We start from the raw sequence: 17728 nt of genomic DNA, 5'->3' as shown, positions 1-17728 counted from the left end.
TAGGCCGGGTGACCCAGCCGGAACCCAAGTCGAGCGCGGACGAGCCCTGGCCGGTGCGCGTCGTCAGCCAGAAGCTCGGCGCGTGGGTGGCCAAGCTGGGCTGGGTCTGGGTCGACGGGCAGGTCGCCCAGATCAGCCGCCGCCCCGGCGCCGCGGTGGTCTTCCTGACCCTGCGCGATCCCTCGGCCGACCTCAGCCTCACCGTGACCGCGCACCGCGACGTGCTCGACGCCGGCGCCCCCGAGCTGGCCGAGGGCGCCCGGGTCACCCTGCACGCCAAGCCCGAGTTCTATCCCGCCCGGGGCTCGCTGAGCCTGCGCGCCGACGAGATCCGCCAGGTCGGCCTCGGCGAGCTGCTGGCCCGGCTGGAACGGCTCAAGAAGCTGCTCGCCGCCGAGGGGCTGTTCGCCCGCGAGCGCAAGCGCCGGCTGCCGTTCCTGCCGCAGCGCATCGGCCTGATCACCGGGCGCGCGTCGGCCGCCGAGCGGGACGTGCTGATGAACACCCGGCGGCGCTGGCCGGGGGTCGACTTCCGGGTGATCAACGTGCCCGTGCAGGGCCCGACCGCGGTGCCGCAGATCATCGACGCGCTCAAGGTGATGGAGAACGACGACACCATCGACGTGATCGTCATCGCGCGCGGCGGCGGCAGCGTCGAGGACCTGTTGCCCTTCTCCGACGAGGCACTGTGCCGGGCCGTCTTCGGCTGCCGTACGCCGGTGGTCAGCGCGATCGGCCACGAGACCGACGCGCCGCTGCTGGACTACGTCGCCGACCTGCGAGCCTCCACGCCCACCGACGCGGCCAAGCGGATCGTGCCGGACCTGGCCGAGGAACGCCTGATCGTCGAGCAGGCGCGGCGCCGCCTGGACCGGGCCGTACTGACCCTGATCGACCGCGAGACGCACCGGCTGGAGGCCTTCCGGTCGCGGCCGTCGCTGGCCCGCCCCGAGACCCTCGTCGAGCAGCGGGCGGCCGAAATCGCCGGACTGCGCGACCGGGCCACCCGCAGCCTGGAGCACCGGCTCCGCCGCGCCGACGACGAGCTGCGCCACACCCTCGCCCGGCTGCGGGCCCTGTCGCCCGCCGCCACCCTGGAGCGCGGGTACGCGATCGTGCAGCGCGCCGACGGCCACGTGGTCCAGGCGGCGGGCGAGGTCGCGACCGGAGATGTTCTACGCGTACGGCTGGCCGACGGCGAGCTGCGCACGGAGGTACAGGAGAGCACCCCATGACCGACGAGAACCTCAGCTACGAGCAGGCCCGCGGCGAGCTGGCGACGGTCGTCGAGAAGCTGGAGCAAGGCGGCGCCTCGCTGGAGGAGTCACTCGCGCTGTGGGAGCGCGGGGAGAAGCTCGCCGACGTCTGCCAGCGCTGGCTGGACGGCGCCCGGGAGCGCATCGAGGCGTCCCGGGCGGCCCGCTCGGAATAGGGCGTCTCACCCGCCGCGCTGCCCCGTCACGGCAGCGACGAGGCCAGCGTCTCCAGGGTCTGTTCCTCCGCCGGGCCCACCACGATGATCGTCCGGCCCTTTTCGAGGAGCACCAGCGCGTCCTCGCCCGGGCGCCCGTCGTACCGTTGCCAGGTGCGGGCCCCGGCCCGGAACGTGCCCACCGCCTCCGGGTCCTTGCCGAGCTCGGCCGGGATCAGGGTGGCGGTCGCGAGGCTGCTCTCGATCAGCTGAAGCGGCTTGGCGTCCGGATCGGCGTAACCCAGGCGCAGGGTGGCGCCGCCGGACTCGCGCTTGAACGTCGCGCTCTGCACGTGCCAGTCCGCGCCGAGCCCCTGCGGCGCGGCGACCTCGAAGGCCGCCGCCGAGCGGGCCTCCTGGAGCGTCGGCTCCGGATCCACGGCGACCGGTTTGTCCCCGTCGAGCACAAGCCGGTAGAAGAGCAGCAGCAACGCGATCGGGACGAGCAGGACGGCGAGCGACAACGCCATGTCCCGCGGCCGGCGCTGGGCACGCTCGCCGACGGTGGGGGTCTCGGGGCTGGACACCCCACCATTGTTAACCATGTCGCGCTGACGCGACTTGGCGCAGGTCGGCATGTGAGGATCGGTGACGACCACACCCCGCACCGTCGCGAGGAGGCCCCGTCATGCCAGTTGCCGCCAATCCCCAGGATCTCGACCGCAACATCGCCCTCGACCTCGTCCGTGTCACCGAAGCCGCCGCGATGGCGGCCGGCCGCTGGGTCGGCCGCGGCGACAAGAACGGTGGCGACGGCGCGGCCGTGGACGCCATGCGCAAGCTCATCAACTCGATCCAGATGCGCGGCGTCGTGGTGATCGGCGAGGGCGAGAAGGACGAGGCGCCCATGCTCTTCAACGGAGAGCAGGTCGGCGACGGCACCGGACCCGAGGTCGACGTCGCGGTCGACCCCGTCGACGGCACCACGCTGATGAGCAAGGGCATGCCGGGCGCGGTCGCCGTGCTCGCGGTCGCCGAGCGCGGCGCGATGTTCGACCCGAGCGCCGTCTTCTACATGGAGAAGATCGCGGTCGGCCCGGACTGCGCCGACGTGATCGACATCAATGCGGGCGCGACCGAGAACCTGCGTCGCATCGCCAAGGCGAAACACTCGTCCGTCTCCGACGTCACCGTCTGCATCCTGGACCGGCCGCGGCACCAGAAGCTGGTCGAGGAGGTACGCGCGGCCGGCGCCAACATCAAGTTCATCTCGGACGGCGACATCGCGGGCGCCATCTCCGCGGCGCGTACGGAGTCCGACGTCGACGTGCTGATGGGCATCGGCGGCACCCCGGAGGGCATCACCGCGGCGTGCGCGCTCAAGTGCCTCGGCGGCGAGATCCAGGCCAAGCTGTGGCCGCTGGACGACTCGGAGCGGGAGAAGGCAATCGCGGGCGGCCACGACCTCGACCGGGTACTGACCACCGACGACCTCGTGACCGGTGACAACTGCTTCTTCGTGGCCACCGGCGTGACCTCGGGTGACCTGCTCAAGGGCGTGCGCTACCGCGCCGGCGGGGCGCACACCCAGTCGATCGTGATGCGCTCCAAGAGCGGCACGATCCGGGTCATCGACTCGTACCACCGGCTGGAGAAGCTGAAGCTCTACTCGTCGGTCGACTTCGACGGTCACCTACCCACGGTGCGCGAGTGACCCGGACGGCCCCGTTGCCGCCGGCGGTTACCGCCGGTCGGCGCCTGGTCGGCGTCGTGCTCGCGGTGACGTCGGGCGTCGCGCTGGCTGTCCAGTCGAGGATCAACGGCGAGCTTTCCGTACGCCTCGACGACCCGATCGGCGCCGCACTGATCTCCTTCGGCTCCGGCCTGCTGCTGCTGACGGTGCTCGTACCGTTGCTGCCGGCGGGCCGGGCCGGCCTGCGACACCTGCGCGACGGCCTGCGCGACCGCCGGATCCGCCCGTGGCAGTGCATCGGCGGCATGTGCGGCGGTTTCCTGGTCGCCACCCAAGGCCTGACCGTGCCCACGCTCGGGGTCGCCGTGTTCATCGTGGCCGTCGTCGCGGGCCAGTCCTCGAGCAGCCTGATGGTGGACCGGGCCGGCGCGGGCCCGGCCGGCCCGCAGCCGGTGACCGTTCCCCGCCTGGCGGGGGCGATCCTCACGGTGTGCGCGGTGCTGATCGCCGTGGGCGACCGCATCGGTCACCCCAGCGCCCTCGCCCTGGCCGTCCTCCCGCTGCTCGCGGGCCTCGGGATCGCCTGGCAGCAGGCGATCAACGGCCACGTCCGGGTGGTCTCGGGCAGCGCCATGGTGGCCGGCCTGGTCAACTTCGTCACGGGTACGGCCGTCCTGCTCCTGGCCTTCGCCGCATCGGCCCTGCTGCGCGGCGTCCCGTCCCACCTCCCCGCCGGCCCCTGGTGGCTGTACGTCGGTGGCACGCTGGGCATCGTCTTCATTGCGGTCGGCGCGGCGGTGGTGCGCACCATCGGCGTACTCCTGCTGGGACTCGGCATGATCGCGGGCCAGGTCACCGGCGCCCTACTGATCGACGCCCTGCTCCCGGCCGGCGCCGGTACACCCGGCTGGAACACGGTCCTGGGTGCCGCCCTGACGCTGCTGGCGGTGGGCGTGGCGGTGGTACCGGCCCGGCGGTCGTGACGCCTCAGATGTCGGTCAGCGTCACGCCGGGATCGTAGGAGACGGCCACCGGCTTCGGCCGGCGACGGCGGAAGGCGATCGCGGCGATTACCCCACCCAGCAGGCCGAGCAGGTGCCCCTGCCAGGAGACCGGCTGGTCGGTGGGGAGGATGTTGTAGATCTGGTACCAGTACAGCAGCCCGATGAACGCCGCCACGCCCAGGTTCCACCAGCTGCGCTCGACGAAGCCGCGGGCGAAGAGCAGTCCCAGGTAGCCGAAGACCACCCCGCTCGCCCCCACGACGACGCTGCTCGGGTCGCCGATGAGCCAGACACCGAAGCCGCTGACCAGGACGATCACCAGGGTCGACCAGAGGAACCGGCGGGTGCCTCCGGCCAGCGCGAACGTGCCGACCAGGATGAGCGGCACGCTGTTGCCGTACAGGTGGTCCCAGCCGGCGTGCAGGAACGGGCTGAAGAGGACGCCGTCGAGGCCGTCGAGCCGCCGGGGGATGATGCCGGCCGCCACGTCGAGGGAGCCGGCACCGACGCCCTGGTCGATCGCCTCGATGAGGAAGAGCAGCGGGATGACCGCGCACATCGCCACGAAGGCACGGCCGATGGAGGCGAAGAACGCTTCGGTGCCGACCTTCGCCGCCGCGTCGTCGTGTGCACCCGGATAGCCCATTCCCCGATGGTTACCGATGGCCGCCACTGTGCCAACCCGCCGTGTCGGATCGGGCACGGTCAGCTGAGCTCGCGGGTGGCCTTCCGGATGGTGGCGCGGAACGCCGAGATCTGCGTGTACACGCCCGGAAAGCCCTTGCGCGCACAGCCGAGTCCCCAGCTCACGATGCCGACCTGGACCCACTTGTCGCCCGCCGGGCGCACCATGGGACCGCCGGAGTCGCCCTGGCAGGTGTCGACGCCCTTCTTGCCGGCGCAGATGGACTCGTCCTGCACCAGCTCGACGCCGACCTTCCGGTACGCCTTCGCGCAGGCGCCGTCGGAGACCACCGGCACGGACGCGTACCGCAGGCGCTTCTCCTGGCGCAGCGACTGCTCGCTGGTCTGGCCCCAGCCGAGCACGGTGAGCGGTCCCGCCTCGTCCGCGCCGCCGTGGCCGAGCTCGAGGGTAGGCAAATTCAGCGCACGGTCCAGTTTGATCAGCGCCCAGTCTTCGCCGCGGGTCTCACCGTGGAAGCCCTCGGCGCGTACGACGGCCACCGAGCGCGCCTCGACGGCGTCGGCGGACTTCAGATTGGTCACGCCGGCCACGACGCCGATGCTGTCGTCCGGCCCGCTGCCGTTGACGCAGTGACCGGCGGTGAGCACCACCCGTGGTGCGGTCAGGGCCCCGCCGCAGCCCATGGAGAGCCGCACCATCCACGGGAACCGGCCGGCGGGCGCCAGGTCTCCACCGACGACCCCGCGGACCGGCGGTGTGCCGCCCGTGGCGTGCGAGGTGTCCCCCGCCTGGGCGGCTATCTGACCCGCGGTCAGCACGGAGGCGAGAACACCGAGGACGACCAGCGAGGCGACTTTCCGGACCATGTGGACATTTGATCACTCACCGCGACACGCAAAAGGGGTACGCGCCGAAGCGCGTACCCCTTTTGTCAGGTCGTCTAGTACCAGCCCGTGTTCTCCGAGTGCGACCACGCACCGCACGGGGAGTTGTACCGGCCCTCGATGTATTTGAGACCCCACTTGATCTGCGTCGCGGGGTTGTCCTCCCAGTCGTCGCCTTCCGAGCCCATCTTGCTGCCGGGCAGGGCCTGCGGGATGCCGTACGCGCCGGAGCCGGAGTTCTCGGCGTGGTGGTTCCAGCCGCTCTCCCGCTTCCACAGCTTGTCCAGGCAGGGGAACTGGTCGATCTCGAAACCGGCGTCCAGCATCAGCGCGCAGCCGGTGGCCCGGTTGCCGCTGTACTCGTCACAGGACGACGGGATGTCTCCGGTGTAGGGCACCGTGCCACCGTCGCCGGATTTCGCGGCTTTCTTGGCCGCTGCGGCCTTCTCCGCGGCCTTCTTCTTCTCGATGGCCTTCTTCTCGAGCGTGCGCGCCTTGCCGGCGGCGGCCTTGGCCTCGATCGCGGCCTTCGAGGCGGCTTCGCCCTCCGCCTCGCGCTGGTACGCACGGACGGCGGCGTGCTGGTTGTGCCGCTCCTTGAGGAGCTGCATCTCGTCCGTGTCCGCCTGCACCACCATCTGAGCCTGGGCGCTCTGCGCCTGGACTTCCTGGTCCTTCCCGAGGTAGACCCCGCCGATCACGCCTGCGACGAGCAGACCCACCGAGGCCACACGGATTCCGACCCGGCTCCAGAGCCGATTCACGAAGATTTCCCTTCGTAGGGGGCAATGACGCGGAACGTATCCACCGGCTCGGTCCCACCGGCGGCGCCTCGCACCGCGAGCATCGACGACCCCTCCGGGCCGCGCGCGCCGGCGTTCGTCGCCCGGCTCGGTGGCCGGCGATCGATGTCCGACCGGGGTGGCCACCCGCATGATGCTCGCCAGCCACCATGGCGCACGGTGAAGTGGATGTGAAACGGCAACGCCCATCAGTGAAATGAATCACAGTACGTTTAGGATTTAATCGGCCTATACCAGGTCCTATTCGCTCACCCGTACGGTATAACGCACGTCACTTTTTGTAATTGACCCCGAACACGCCGTGAGGCGGGAATCCGGCCGGATTCCCGCCTCACGATGACGCAGCGTCAGAGCGGAATCTCCTCCAGGAGATCGGTGACGACCTCTGCGATCGGGGACCGCTCGGATCTCGTCAGGGTGACATGCGCGAAGATCGGGTGGCCCTTCAGTGCCTCGATCACCGCCGTCACGCCGTCGTGGCGCCCCACCCGCAGGTTGTCGCGCTGGGCGACGTCGTGGGTGAGCACCACCCGCGAGCCCTGACCGATCCGGGACAACACCGTCAGCAGCACGTTGCGTTCCAGTGACTGCGCCTCGTCGACGATCACGAACGAGTCGTGCAGGCTCCGGCCACGGATGTGGGTCAGCGGCAGCACCTCGAGCATCCCGCGGGCCATGACCTCCTCCATGACGTTGGCGTGCACGACCGCGCCCAGCGTGTCGAACACCGCCTGCGCCCAGGGCGACATCTTCTCCGACTCGCTGCCCGGCAGATAGCCCAGCTCCTGGCCACCGACGGCGTACAGGGGGCGGAAGACCACGACCTTCTTGTGGCGGTTGCGTTCCATCGTCGCCTCGAGGCCGGCGCACAGCGCCAGCGCCGACTTGCCGGTGCCGGCCCGCCCGCCGAGCGACACGATGCCGATCGACTCGTCCAGCAGGATGTCCAGCGCCACCCGCTGCTCCGCGGAGCGGCCCCGGAGGCCGAACGCCTCCCGGTCCCCGCGGACCAGCTTCACGGTCTTGTCCGGGTTGACCCGGGCCAGCGCCGACCCGCGGGGCGAGTGGACCACCAGACCGGTGTGGCACGGCAGGTTCTCGGTCTCCTCCAGCTCGAGCTCGTCACCGGCGTACAGGCGGTTGACGACATCTTCGTCCAGCTTCAGGTCGGACATACCGGTCCAGGTCGGGTCGCTGGCCTGGCCGTGCCGGTACTCGTCCGCGGTGAGGCCCACCGACGCCGCCTTGACCCGCAACGGCATGTCCTTGCTGACCAGCGTGACTTCCCGGCCCTCGGCGGCGAGCCCCAGTGCCACGGACAGGATCCGGGTGTCGTTGGAGTCGTTGCGGAAGCCCTGCGGCAGCACGCTCTGATCGGCGTGGTTGAGCTCCACGCGCAGCGTGCCGCCCTCGTCGTTGCAGAGCACCGGGTGGTCCAGCCGCCCGTGCTTGATCCGCAGCTCGTCGAGCATGCGCAGCGACTGGCGGGCGAACCAGCCGAGCTCGGGATGGTGCCGCTTGCCCTCCAGCTCGGAGATCACCACGAGGGGGATGACCACCTCGTGGTCGGTGAACCGGCGGAACGCTGCCGGATCGGACAGCAGGACCGAGGTGTCCAGCACGAAGACCCGACCGGCTGGGGCGGGCTCCGCGTCTGCGTGCCGATCCCGGGACGACCGGCGTCCCGTGGAGGCGCTGCTGGAGACTTTGGCGGCCGGGTCGGTGTGGGCCCCGGCGTCATTACGGCGAGATGTCACAGGCCTGCTCCAGCGGGCGTGCAACCCGGTCCGCCCGCGGTCCGCCACGTCCGGCGCCCGTCTCTAGCACGGGGTCGGGATGCTGGCCCCGTGGCGTACTCCGTCGCAGGTCCGGGCCGGCCGGCTGGCTCGGGAGAACCCCGTGCCATACGTAGAACGCTAGCTGCCAAGAGCCACCTGCGGTAGTACCCGCGAGATACGCCAATTCGGCGCCGTTCCGCCGGACCGCAATGAGCCGAACGGCGGGTACGCTGGAACTTGTGCCTGAGACACCGCTTAGCAACGCGCGCCCCACGCACCCTCTCAGCGTCGCGGAGGCCTGGCGATTCACCGCCTCCCGCGCCAAGGAAACCACCTTCTTCTTCGACTTCGACGGCGTGCTGTCGCCCGTCACGGACGACCCTGACGCCTCGCAGCCGGTCCCGTCCGTGCTCGGCGTCCTCGAGCAGCTCGCCGCCAAGGTGGCCCGGGTGGCGATCGTGTCGGCCCGGCCGGTGAGCTTCCTGCGCTCCCGCTTCGAGTCGCTCGAGCACGTCGACCTCTACGGGCTGTACGGCCTCGAGGTCTGGCACGACGGCGACGTCGTGACGGAGCCGGCCGCACTCCCCTGGGTGCCCGCGATGGCCGACCTGGCCGAGCGCGCCAAGGTCGAGCTCCCCGACGCCATCCTGGTCGAGTACAAGCGGCTGTCCGTCGCCCTGCACTACCGGACGGCGCCGCAGCTCGCGCCCGAGGTCGAGCGCTGGGGCCACGAACAGGCCGAACGCCTGGGCCTGCGGATCCAGGGCGGCCGCATGGTGGTCGAGCTGAAGCCCCCGGTCGACCAGGACAAGGGCATGGTGATCAGCGAGGGCGTCCTCAACGCCGGCTGCGCCTGGTATTTCGGGGACGACATGTCCGACATCAAGGCCTTCGACGCGCTACGCGCCCGCGAGGCGGTGGACCCGGAGTTCTTCGGCATGTGCGTCGCGGTCGCCAACCCGGAGACCGGCGCCGACGTGTCCAGCGCGGCGGACCTGACGCTGGAGTCACCGGAGGCGGTCGCCGGGTTCCTCGCCGAGGCACTGCCCGTCTTCGGCCGCTGAGCCGCCGGGTCGCCTCAGGCGCCGTAGCGGCGCTGGCGGCCCGCATACGAGCGCAGCGCCCGGAGGAAGTCCGTCCGGCGAAAATCCGGCCAGTTCGCGTCGTGGAAGTAGAACTCCGAGTGCGCCGACTGCCACAGCAGGAAGCCCGACAACCGCTGCTCCCCGCTGGTACGGATGACCAGGTCGGGATCCGGCTGCCCCTTCGTGTAAAGGTGCTCGGCGATGTGCTCCACGTCGAGGATCTCGGCGAGCTCCTCGATGGTGCGCCCGGCCGCGGCGTGCTCGTGCAGCAGGGACCGGACCGCGTCGGTGATCTCGCGGCGGCCGCCGTACCCGACGGCCATGTTGACCTCGACGCCGCCGGAGCGTTCGCGGGTCTTCTCCTGGGCCGCCTTGAGGGTCGTCGCTGTGGGCGCGGGCAGCAGGTCGAGCGCGCCGACGATGCGCAGGCGCCACGGGTTGCCGTCCTCGGCGAGTTCGGTCGCGAGGTCCTCGATGATTTTGACGAGCGGGTCCAGCTCGGCGGCGGGGCGCTGGAGGTTGTCGGTCGCCAGCAGGTAGAGGGTGACGTGCTTGATGCCGGCCTGGTCGCACCAGCCGAGCAGCTCCTTGATGCGGACCGCGCCGACCCGGTGGCCGTCGTTGGGGTCGACGTAGCCCATCTCGCGGGCCCAGCGGCGGTTGCCGTCGCACATGACCCCGACGTGCTGCGGCACCGGCTTGCCGGCCAGCTTGCCGGCGAGCCGTCGCTCGTACACCGAGTAGACCAGGGACCGGAGACTCATCACCGCCAGCCTATCGACAGCGGGCCCCGGCTCAAGGGGGTGGCGCGGCGAAACGGACCAACTCGGCCCCGATGCGTCCGATCGTGCGAAGGTCGAAAACCCCGTCACCGAGGCCCAGGTCCACCATGCGGTCAAAAACCGCCCGATCGCGGCGTGCCGCCCGTACCGCGGCGTCGACCACCCGGGGGCGGCGGGTGAGCAGCGTGGCGAAGCCGGAGTGGCGCAGGTGCCGTCCTAGCCGAGCCCGCAGCGCGCGGGTGTAACGCGGCCCCGCCCGCTCCGGTCCTTCGGCGGCCGCCGCGCCGGCCAGCGCGCCGGAGAGCACGGCGTAGAAGATGCCCTCGCCGGTGAACGGGTTGATCAGCGACAACGCGTCGCCGGCGAGCAGCACCGGGCCGCGGGCCGGCGCCGGGCGGTGGGTCGACAACGGCAGGTGGTGGGCGCGCAGGCCGGTCGCCGCGGTGCCGGGCAGGAGATCGGCCAGGCGGTTCACCAGGTATGCCTTCGTGAGCGGCGTCCCGCGCAGCACCTCGCCGTACCCGACGTTGGCGGTGCCGTCGCCCAGCGGGAAGGACCAGGCGTACGCGGGCCAGCGCGCGCTCGTCGTCCGGATGAGCTGCTCGGTGCCGTGGGCCGGGGCGTACCCGCGGATGGCGATGGCCAGGTGACCGTCGGGGTTGACCGGGTGCCCGAGGGACCGCCGCACCACCGACCCCGCGCCGTCCGCGCCGACCAGCACCCGTGCCGTCACCCGGTCGTCGAGGACCACGCCGCCGGCGGCGTATCGGATCGAGCGGACCGTGTGGCGGCGCAGCTCGACGCCGGCGCTGACCGCCGCCTCGACCAGGCGGGCGTCGAAGACCTTGCGGGGCACGGTGTGCGCGGGCCGGGGCAGGGGCCTGGCGACCTCGGTGCCGCCCGGCGCCACCAGCCGCAGGCTTTCGACGGGCGGGTAGCCGTCCGCCGCGCCGGTCACGCCGAGGTCCGCGAGAACGTCGAGCGCCTCGGCGGCGATGCCGTCGCCGCACGGCTTGTCGCGGGGGAACTCCGCCCGGTCGAGCAGGACGACCGAGGCGCCGGCGCGGCGGGCGGCGAGGGCCGCGGCGGCTCCGGCCGGCCCGGCGCCGACGATCGCGACGTCGTAGCTCACGCGGGGGCCGTCGCCGGGGCGGGCGTGCGCGCCACCCGCCACAGCGAGTAGCAGACGAGCACGGCCGCGGCCACCAGTGGGGCGCCGTCGCGGATCAGCCCGTCCACGCCGAGCAGCAGGTAGCAGAGGGGCAGGTCGACCACGAGCACACCGAGCGTGACCCAGAGCAGCAGCTTCGGCGCCCAGCGCTTGCCGCGCAGCAGGAAGAAGGTACTCAGCAGGACCGCGTAGCTCGCGCCGAAACCGGCCACGAACCAGAAGCCGACGGCGAGGATCCACTCCGGCCGGCTGCGCAGTTCCGCCACCGAGATCAGGGCCGGCACGAGCATCAGCGGGCTGTAGGTGAACGCGGCGACCCGGGCGGTGATGGCCCAGGCGGCCAGCGGGGGGCGCTTCGGGACGGCCTCGCGGACCTCGATGCCCTCCCGGGTGAACACCACCTTCTTGGGATGGCGGACCAGGTGGTCCTGCACGGCCGGGTGCCGGTAGAGCAGTACCACGACGGTGACGCAGAGAGCGGTGAGCACCGCGAAGCCGATGACGCCGGCGGTGGGCGGGGTGCCGGAGCGGGGCACCACGAGACGCCCGACCGCGAAGACGGTGGTGACGGCCAGGATCAGACCGATGGGCCGGGCCGCGGCGCGACCGCGGCGCACGTGCCAGATCAAGATCAACCATCCGACGGTACGCAGGAGCGCCCAGCCGGTGCGGACCGCGAGCCCGAAACCGTGCTCAGGCGCGTACCAGTAATTGAGGAGCTCGACCCCGGCGGTGGCCGCCGCCGTCGCGACCAGCAGCCAGCGCAGGGCGTGGACCACACGCGGCGGGCCGTAGTCGATGGTCACGAATGCGAAGGTACCCAGGCCGCGCCCGCCTCGAACGCGAGGCGGGCGCGGGGCGTCACGCGGCGTTGAGGCGGGACTTGAGCGCGTCCAGCTCCGACCAGAGCACGGCCGGCAGCTTGTCGCCGAACTTGGCGAACCACTCCTCGACCTGCGGGATCTCGGCCAGCCACTCGTCCTTGTCCACCGCGAGGACGGCCTCGACGTCGGCCTGGTCGATCTTCAGACCGGTCAGGTCCAGGGCGTCCGCGGTCGGTACGTGCCCGATCGCCGTCTCGACGGCGTCACCCTTGCCGTCCAGGCGCTCGACGATCCACTTGAGCACGCGGGAGTTCTCGCCGAATCCGGGCCACAGGAACCGGCCGTCGTCGCCGCGTCGGAACCAGTTGACGTAGAAGACCTTCGGCAGCTTCTCCGCGTCGCCGGACGCGGCCTTGCCCATCTCGATCCAGTGGTTGAAGTAGTCGCCGGCGTGGTAGCCGATGAACGGCAGCATCGCCATCGGGTCCCGGCGCACGACGCCGACCTGCCCGACCGCCGCGGCGGTGGTCTCCGACGACAGGGTCGCGCCGAAGTACACGCCGTGCACCCAGTCGCGGGCCTCGGTCACCAGCGGCACTGTCGTCTTGCGGCGGCCGCCGAAGAGGATGGCATCGATCGGTACGCCGCGCGGGTCGTCGTACTCGGGCGCGAGGATCGGGCACTGGTTGATGGGCGTGCAGAACCGGCTGTTCGGGTGGCTCGAGGGCGCCTCGGAGTCCGGCGTCCAGTCGTTGCCCTTCCAGTCGATGAGGTGCGCGGGCGGCTCGCCCATGCCCTCCCACCAGATGTCCCCGTCGTCGGTGAGCGCGACGTTGGTGAAGACCGAGTTTCCGCGCGCCAGCGTACGCATGGCGTTCGGGTTGGTGTGCTGGTCGGTGCCGGGCGCGACGCCGAACAGGCCGTACTCGGGGTTGGTGGCCCAGAGGCGGCCGTCCTCGCCGAAGCGCATCCACGCGATGTCGTCGCCGACGGTCTCGACCTTCCAGCCCGGGAGCGTGGGCTCCAGCATGGCGAGGTTGGTCTTGCCGCAGGCCGACGGGAACGCGCCGGCGATGTAGCGGACCCGGCCCTCGGGCGAGGTCAGCTTCATGATCAGCATGTGCTCGGCGAGCCAGCCCTCGTCGCGGGCGGCGACGCTGGCGATCCGCAGGGCGAAGCACTTCTTGCCGAGCAGGGAGTTGCCGCCGTAGCCCGAGCCGAAGGACCAGATTTCGCGCGTCTCCGGGAAGTGCGAGATGTACTTGGTCTCGTTGCACGGCCAGGCGACGTCCTCCTGCCCCGGCTCCAGCGGCGCACCGACCGAGTGCAGGGCCGGCACGAAGTCGGCCTCGTCGCCCATGGCCTCGAGCACCTTGGTGCCCATCCGGGTCATGATCTTCATGGACGCCACGACGTACGCGCTGTCGGTCAGCTCGACCCCGAACATCGGGTTCGGCGCGTCGAGCGGGCCCATGCAGAACGGGACGACGTACATGGTGCGGCCGCGCATGCAGCCGCGGTAGAGCTCCGTCATCGTCGACTTCATCTCGGCGGGCGCCATCCAGTTGTTGGTGGGCCCGGCGTCGGCCGGATCGGCGGAGCAGATGAAGGTGCGTTCCTCGACCCGGGCGACATCCCCGGGATCGGTACGCGCCCAGAACGAGTTCGGCCGGCGCTCGGGATCGAGGCGGACGAGGGAGCCGGCGTCGACGAGCGAGTCGGTGAGCCGGATCCACTCCTCGTCGGAGCCGTCGCACCACACCACCCGATCGGGAGTGGTGAGGGCGGCGACCTCCTCGACCCAGCCCAGCAGGCGGGCGTGGGAGGTGGGGGGTACAGACATGTGAATCCCTTCGGTCGGCACTGACCTGTGACGAGCCAGGCCGGCGGTCCGGCCCTCATCACGGGAGTCACGTCAGCCTAAGCCGAGTGAACGTTCAGTTCATCGGGGAAACCTGTGGACAACCGCACAATCCTCAGTGTTTGTGCGCGATCACGATTGATCCTTCGCTGGAAGGTGCACGAGTGCGCAGAGAGCGCTTTCTCGCGCCCGCTCGACACCCTCCGCTTTCACAAAAAGGACAAAAGTCATAAGCTTGTCCAGAATCGGGCTTTCCTCCCAGTCCCGGCTTCTGGAGGCAGGAATGGCGATCCCGGCAGGCGAGGCTGACGCCGACACGGAGTTGATGGCGGCCGTACGGGCCGGAGACACCGGTGCCTACGGCGTGCTGTACGAGCGCCACCGCTCCGGCGCCCGGGCACTCGCGCACGGGCTCGTCACCGACCACGCCGACGCCGACGACCTCGTCGCCGAGACCTTCGCCAAGGTCTTCGCCACCCTGCGGGCGGGCCGCGGGCCCCTCGTGGCCTTCCGTGCGTACCTCTACACCACGCTCCGGCACGTCTGCTACCACCGGGCACGCCGGGACCGCCGGCTGGAGTTCACCGACGACCTGACCCGCTACGACGAGGGCGAACCGTTCCTGGACCCGGCTTTGGACCGCATGGAGCGCACCTTCGCCGCCCAGGCGTTCCAGGCCCTGCCCGACCGGTGGCGGGACGTGCTCTGGCGTACCGAGGTGGAGGGAGCCAGCCCGGCCGAGGTCGCCCCGCAGCTCGGGCTGACCCCGAACGCGGTCGCCGTCCTCGCCCACCGCGCGCGCGAGGGGCTGCGCCGCCTCTACCTTCAGCAGCACGTCGCCGTCGCCGACCCGCCCGAGTGCCGGTGGGCCGGGGACCGGCTGGGCGGCCACGTCCGCGGGAGGCTGGCGCCGCGGGACGCTGTGAGACTGAGAACCCATCTGTCCTGGTGCGGCGACTGTCGTGCCCGGCTGGCCGAGGTGACCGAGATCAACCAGGGCCACTACCGTCCGTACCGACAGCGGGACCATGCAGGCCCGCAACGTTAAGAGTCGCTCACGAAGACAGCGTGGCGTGACGTCCGCCGGTACTCTCGGGACCGTGCCTGCCGCCGATCTCCTGCCCGCCCTGCGGGCTCGCTTCGGGGCAGTGGTCCGCGAGTTGGGCAAATTCGGCACCGTCGGCGGGATCGCCTTCGCCATCGACTTCGTCATCTTCAACGTGCTGCTGCAGAGCGGCGCGGAGTCCCTGCTCGCCAAAACGATCTCCACCGTCGTAGCCACCACGGTGGCCTTCGCCGGCAACCGGTTCTGGACGTGGCGGCACCGCGAGCACCGCAACATGGCTCACCAGTACACGATGTTCTTCCTGCTCAACGGGGTAGGCCTGTGCATCGGGCTGGCGTGCCTGGCGATCAGTCACTACGGGCTCGGCTCCGTCTGGCCCGAGTTCCAGAGCCCGCTCGCGGACAACGTCTCCGGCCAGCTGGTCGGCACCGCCGTGGGCACGCTCTTCCGCTTCTGGTCGTACCGTCGCTTCGTCTTCGGCGAAGCCGCGGTCCCGGACCCGGCGCCCCCGGCAGCCCCGCAGGCCCCTGCTCCCCCGGCGGATACGACCGCACCGCAGTCCACCGAGCCGACGGCCCCGCGGGCCGTCCCGCGGATGTGACGAGGGATTCAGCCCCCGGCTGTGTCCGTCGTCTCTCGCCCTCCCCCCTTAAGGTTGTCGAATGCCTTCAGCCCGCCCGCTGACGGAACGTCTGCGCCACCTGGCTCCCGAGGCCATGGCGTTCGGTGTTATCGGCGCAGCGAACACTCTGCTCTACATGGCGATCACCTGGGCCCTGCTGCCCATCGGTGCCGTCAAGGCGAGTGTCGTCGCCACCGTGGTCACGACCACGCTGGCCTACATCGCCAACCGCTACTGGACCTACCGGCACCACACCCGCACAGCGCTGCGCCGCGAATACACCCTGTTCTTCGGCTTCAACCTCGCCGGCATGGTGATCCAGTCGGGCGCGCTGACCATCGGCAAGTACGGCTTCGGCCTCACCGAGGAGAAGGACGCCGTCCTGTTCATGGGCGTCACGCTGCTCGGCATCGTGGTCGCGACGATCTTCCGCTTCTGGGCGTACCGGACCTTCGTGTTCCTGAAGCCGCCCGTCGACGGCCACGAAGCGGCGATCGCCGAGCTGGACGTCGCCGCCGGGCTCGCCGAGCTCAGCGCCGAGGCGGAGGGCCGCTTGGACGCCGAGATCGCCCAGGAGATCGACGCCCAGCGCCGCGCTGTCTAGCCACGGGCGGCGGCTCCGGCTCCTCCTCGTCATCCTCGTCCGGCCGTAGCTCCCGGTCGGTCTCGATGAGCTGGTAAAGCGTCGTCTGCACCTGCTGCACATGCGGCACCGAAGCCATGACCGCGGACTGCTCCCCGATCGAGTCGACGGTGAGCGTGCCGCACCCCAGCACCCGCTCGACCAGCGACTGGTGGGTGAGGTGATCGTTGACCCGGTTCAGCGGCAGATCCCGCCGCTCCCGGGCGACGACCCCGTCCTGCAGCAGGATCCGCTCATCGGTGAAGACGTAGTGGGTGCTGCGCCAGACCAGCAGCAGCCACACCCCGCGGGTCACACCGAAGAACAGCGCCACGGCGCCGACCACACAGACGCCGATGAGCCCCCCGGTGGTCGGCGGGAGCATCACCCACACCAGGATCACCGCGGCCAGGGCGACCAGCAGGACCAGAATCGGGCGTACGGCCGCCTTCGCGTGCGGATGCAGGTGGAGGACGACCTCCTCCTCGTCGGTCAGGACGTCGTCCGGAAAAGCCACGCGCTCAGCGTACGTGCAGCACGTCACCCGCGGAGACACGACGCTCGGTGCCGTCCGCCGTACGGATCACCAACTGCCCGTCACCGTCCACGGTGGTCGCCTCGCCGGTGAGCGCACCGCCCTCGGGCAGCAGCACCCGCACCTCACGCCCGAGCGTGGCGCACCCCCGCCGGTACGCCCCCAGCAGCCCGCACAGCTCGGCGTCACCGTCGGTTTCTCGCCAACCGCCGTACCATCGCGCGATGCCCCGCAGGAGCGCTCGCAGCATCGGATCGCGATCGGTGGATTCGGCGCCGGCGATCCGGAGCGAGGTTGGCGGAAGGCCGGTGGTCTCGGGTAGTTCCTCTGCTCGGGTGCTGACGTTGAGGCCGATTCCCACCACGACGGCGTCGCCGGCGACCTCGGCGAGGATGCCGGCCGCTTTGCCGGGCTCTCCCGCCGTGCCAAACTCCCTCGCCGTGCCGGACTCCCCTCCCTTACCGGGGTCGCCCGGGGCGTCTGTGACGAGCAGATCGTTGGGCCACTTCAGGGCCGCGTCGACCTCGGCGACGCGCTGGACCGCCTCGAGCAGGGCGACCCCGGCGAGCAACGGCAGCCAGCCCCACGCCCGCTGCGGCGCGGGGTTCCAGCCCCGGTCGGCGTCGGCAAGCCCGGGACGCAGCAGCACGCTCAGCGTGAGCCCGGCCCGCGGCGGCGACAGCCACTGCCGGTCCCGGCGACCCCGGCCGGCGACCTGCTGCTCGGCGACGAGGACCAGGCCCTCGGCGGCACCGTCCCGGGCGGCCTGCGCGACGTCCGCGTTGGTGGAGCCGGTCTCGGCGACCACGTCGACCTGGTGCCACATCCCGCCGGGGACGACGAGGGCCCGCTGCAGGGCACGCGCCGACAGTGGCGGGCGGTCGAGGTTCGTGTACGGCGAGGCGGCCATCGGTTCAGCCTAGCCGCGGGATCGCACCCGA

The 17728-nt window shown here is 71.2% G+C and carries 19 protein-coding genes; 8 read left to right on the top strand and 11 right to left on the bottom strand.

Going from position 1 to position 17728, the window contains the following annotated elements; translation table 11 throughout:
* Positions 1-8: 8 nt before the first annotated feature.
* Positions 9-1235, top strand: a complete 1227-nt coding sequence (xseA, locus tag AB0368_RS28015) for an exodeoxyribonuclease VII large subunit (protein WP_366156971.1) — start codon at positions 9-11, stop codon at positions 1233-1235.
* The gene (locus AB0368_RS28010; protein ID WP_366156970.1) at positions 1232-1432 is read left to right on the top strand and encodes an exodeoxyribonuclease VII small subunit; all 201 of its coding nucleotides are present in this window, start codon (positions 1232-1234) and stop codon (positions 1430-1432) included. Before xseA ends, AB0368_RS28010 begins: the two co-directional genes overlap by 4 nt.
* Positions 1433-1458: 26 nt before the next feature.
* Here AB0368_RS28010 and AB0368_RS28005 read toward each other — a convergent pair whose 3' ends face one another.
* Complete coding sequence (locus tag AB0368_RS28005; protein WP_366156969.1) at positions 1459-1998, bottom strand: DUF4245 domain-containing protein; 540 nt, start codon at positions 1996-1998, stop codon at positions 1459-1461.
* A 101-nt stretch (positions 1999-2099) separates the two neighbouring features.
* Between AB0368_RS28005 and glpX the strand changes: the two genes are divergently transcribed.
* Positions 2100-3125: a class II fructose-bisphosphatase gene (gene glpX / locus AB0368_RS28000; RefSeq protein ID WP_366156968.1), complete on the top strand. Its 1026-nt coding sequence runs from the start codon at positions 2100-2102 to the stop codon at positions 3123-3125.
* Positions 3122-4087, top strand: coding sequence for a DMT family transporter (locus AB0368_RS27995; protein WP_366156967.1), 966 nt, complete (start codon positions 3122-3124; stop codon positions 4085-4087). Before glpX ends, AB0368_RS27995 begins: the two co-directional genes overlap by 4 nt.
* Positions 4088-4091: 4 nt before the next feature.
* On the opposite strand, the gene AB0368_RS27990 is transcribed toward AB0368_RS27995, so the two are convergent.
* The 4 genes from AB0368_RS27990 to AB0368_RS27975 form a co-directional block, all read right to left on the bottom strand.
* Positions 4092-4754 (bottom strand): rhomboid family intramembrane serine protease, encoded by a 663-nt coding sequence (locus AB0368_RS27990; RefSeq protein ID WP_366156966.1) that lies wholly within the window; start codon positions 4752-4754, stop codon positions 4092-4094.
* Positions 4755-4813: 59 nt separating this feature from the next.
* Positions 4814-5620 carry a serine protease gene (locus AB0368_RS27985; protein WP_366156965.1) on the bottom strand — a complete coding sequence of 269 codons (807 nt, stop codon included), beginning with the start codon at positions 5618-5620 and terminating at the stop codon, positions 4814-4816.
* A gap of 74 nt (positions 5621-5694) precedes the next feature.
* Positions 5695-6402 (bottom strand): lytic transglycosylase domain-containing protein, encoded by a 708-nt coding sequence (locus tag AB0368_RS27980; protein ID WP_366156964.1) that lies wholly within the window; start codon positions 6400-6402, stop codon positions 5695-5697.
* A 386-nt stretch (positions 6403-6788) separates the two neighbouring features.
* Positions 6789-8198 (bottom strand): PhoH family protein, encoded by a 1410-nt coding sequence (locus AB0368_RS27975; protein ID WP_366156963.1) that lies wholly within the window; start codon positions 8196-8198, stop codon positions 6789-6791.
* A gap of 230 nt (positions 8199-8428) precedes the next feature.
* Here AB0368_RS27975 and otsB point away from each other — a divergent pair, with 230 nt between their 5' ends.
* Positions 8429-9283, top strand: coding sequence for a trehalose-phosphatase (otsB, locus tag AB0368_RS27970; RefSeq protein ID WP_366156962.1), 855 nt, complete (start codon positions 8429-8431; stop codon positions 9281-9283).
* A gap of 14 nt (positions 9284-9297) precedes the next feature.
* On the opposite strand, the gene AB0368_RS27965 is transcribed toward otsB, so the two are convergent.
* The 4 genes from AB0368_RS27965 to AB0368_RS27950 are packed head-to-tail and all read right to left on the bottom strand — an operon-like array spanning position 9298 to position 13924.
* Positions 9298-10068, bottom strand: coding sequence for an isoprenyl transferase (locus AB0368_RS27965; RefSeq protein WP_366156961.1), 771 nt, complete (start codon positions 10066-10068; stop codon positions 9298-9300).
* Positions 10069-10099: 31 nt separating this feature from the next.
* Complete coding sequence (locus AB0368_RS27960; protein ID WP_366156960.1) at positions 10100-11218, bottom strand: geranylgeranyl reductase family protein; 1119 nt, start codon at positions 11216-11218, stop codon at positions 10100-10102.
* Positions 11215-12063 carry a hypothetical protein gene (locus AB0368_RS27955; protein WP_366156959.1) on the bottom strand — a complete coding sequence of 283 codons (849 nt, stop codon included), beginning with the start codon at positions 12061-12063 and terminating at the stop codon, positions 11215-11217. Before AB0368_RS27955 ends, AB0368_RS27960 begins: the two co-directional genes overlap by 4 nt.
* A 55-nt stretch (positions 12064-12118) precedes the next feature.
* Positions 12119-13924: a phosphoenolpyruvate carboxykinase (GTP) gene (locus AB0368_RS27950; protein WP_366156958.1), complete on the bottom strand. Its 1806-nt coding sequence runs from the start codon at positions 13922-13924 to the stop codon at positions 12119-12121.
* A 301-nt stretch (positions 13925-14225) separates the two neighbouring features.
* On the opposite strand from AB0368_RS27950, the gene AB0368_RS27945 reads away from it, so the two are divergent.
* From AB0368_RS27945 to AB0368_RS27935, 3 genes are all read left to right on the top strand, one after another.
* Positions 14226-14990: a sigma-70 family RNA polymerase sigma factor gene (locus tag AB0368_RS27945; protein ID WP_366156957.1), complete on the top strand. Its 765-nt coding sequence runs from the start codon at positions 14226-14228 to the stop codon at positions 14988-14990.
* 25 nt (positions 14991-15015) lie between these two features.
* The gene (locus AB0368_RS27940) at positions 15016-15609 is read left to right on the top strand and encodes a GtrA family protein (protein ID WP_366156956.1); all 594 of its coding nucleotides are present in this window, start codon (positions 15016-15018) and stop codon (positions 15607-15609) included.
* A gap of 61 nt (positions 15610-15670) precedes the next feature.
* The gene (locus tag AB0368_RS27935; RefSeq protein WP_366156955.1) at positions 15671-16234 is read left to right on the top strand and encodes a GtrA family protein; all 564 of its coding nucleotides are present in this window, start codon (positions 15671-15673) and stop codon (positions 16232-16234) included.
* Here the strand turns inward: AB0368_RS27935 and AB0368_RS27930 are convergent.
* Positions 16161-16769: a PH domain-containing protein gene (locus tag AB0368_RS27930; RefSeq protein ID WP_366156954.1), complete on the bottom strand. Its 609-nt coding sequence runs from the start codon at positions 16767-16769 to the stop codon at positions 16161-16163. The genes AB0368_RS27935 and AB0368_RS27930 overlap by 74 nt on opposite strands.
* Positions 16770-16773: 4 nt before the next feature.
* Positions 16774-17697 (bottom strand): biotin--[acetyl-CoA-carboxylase] ligase, encoded by a 924-nt coding sequence (locus AB0368_RS27925; protein WP_366156953.1) that lies wholly within the window; start codon positions 17695-17697, stop codon positions 16774-16776.
* Positions 17698-17728 lie beyond the last annotated feature (31 nt).

Origin of the sequence: Actinoplanes sp. NPDC051475 (assembly GCF_040689425.1) — a bacterium.
Lineage (GTDB): Bacteria > Actinomycetota > Actinomycetes > Mycobacteriales > Micromonosporaceae > Actinoplanes.
This window is presented reverse-complemented; position numbering and strand designations above follow the sequence as displayed.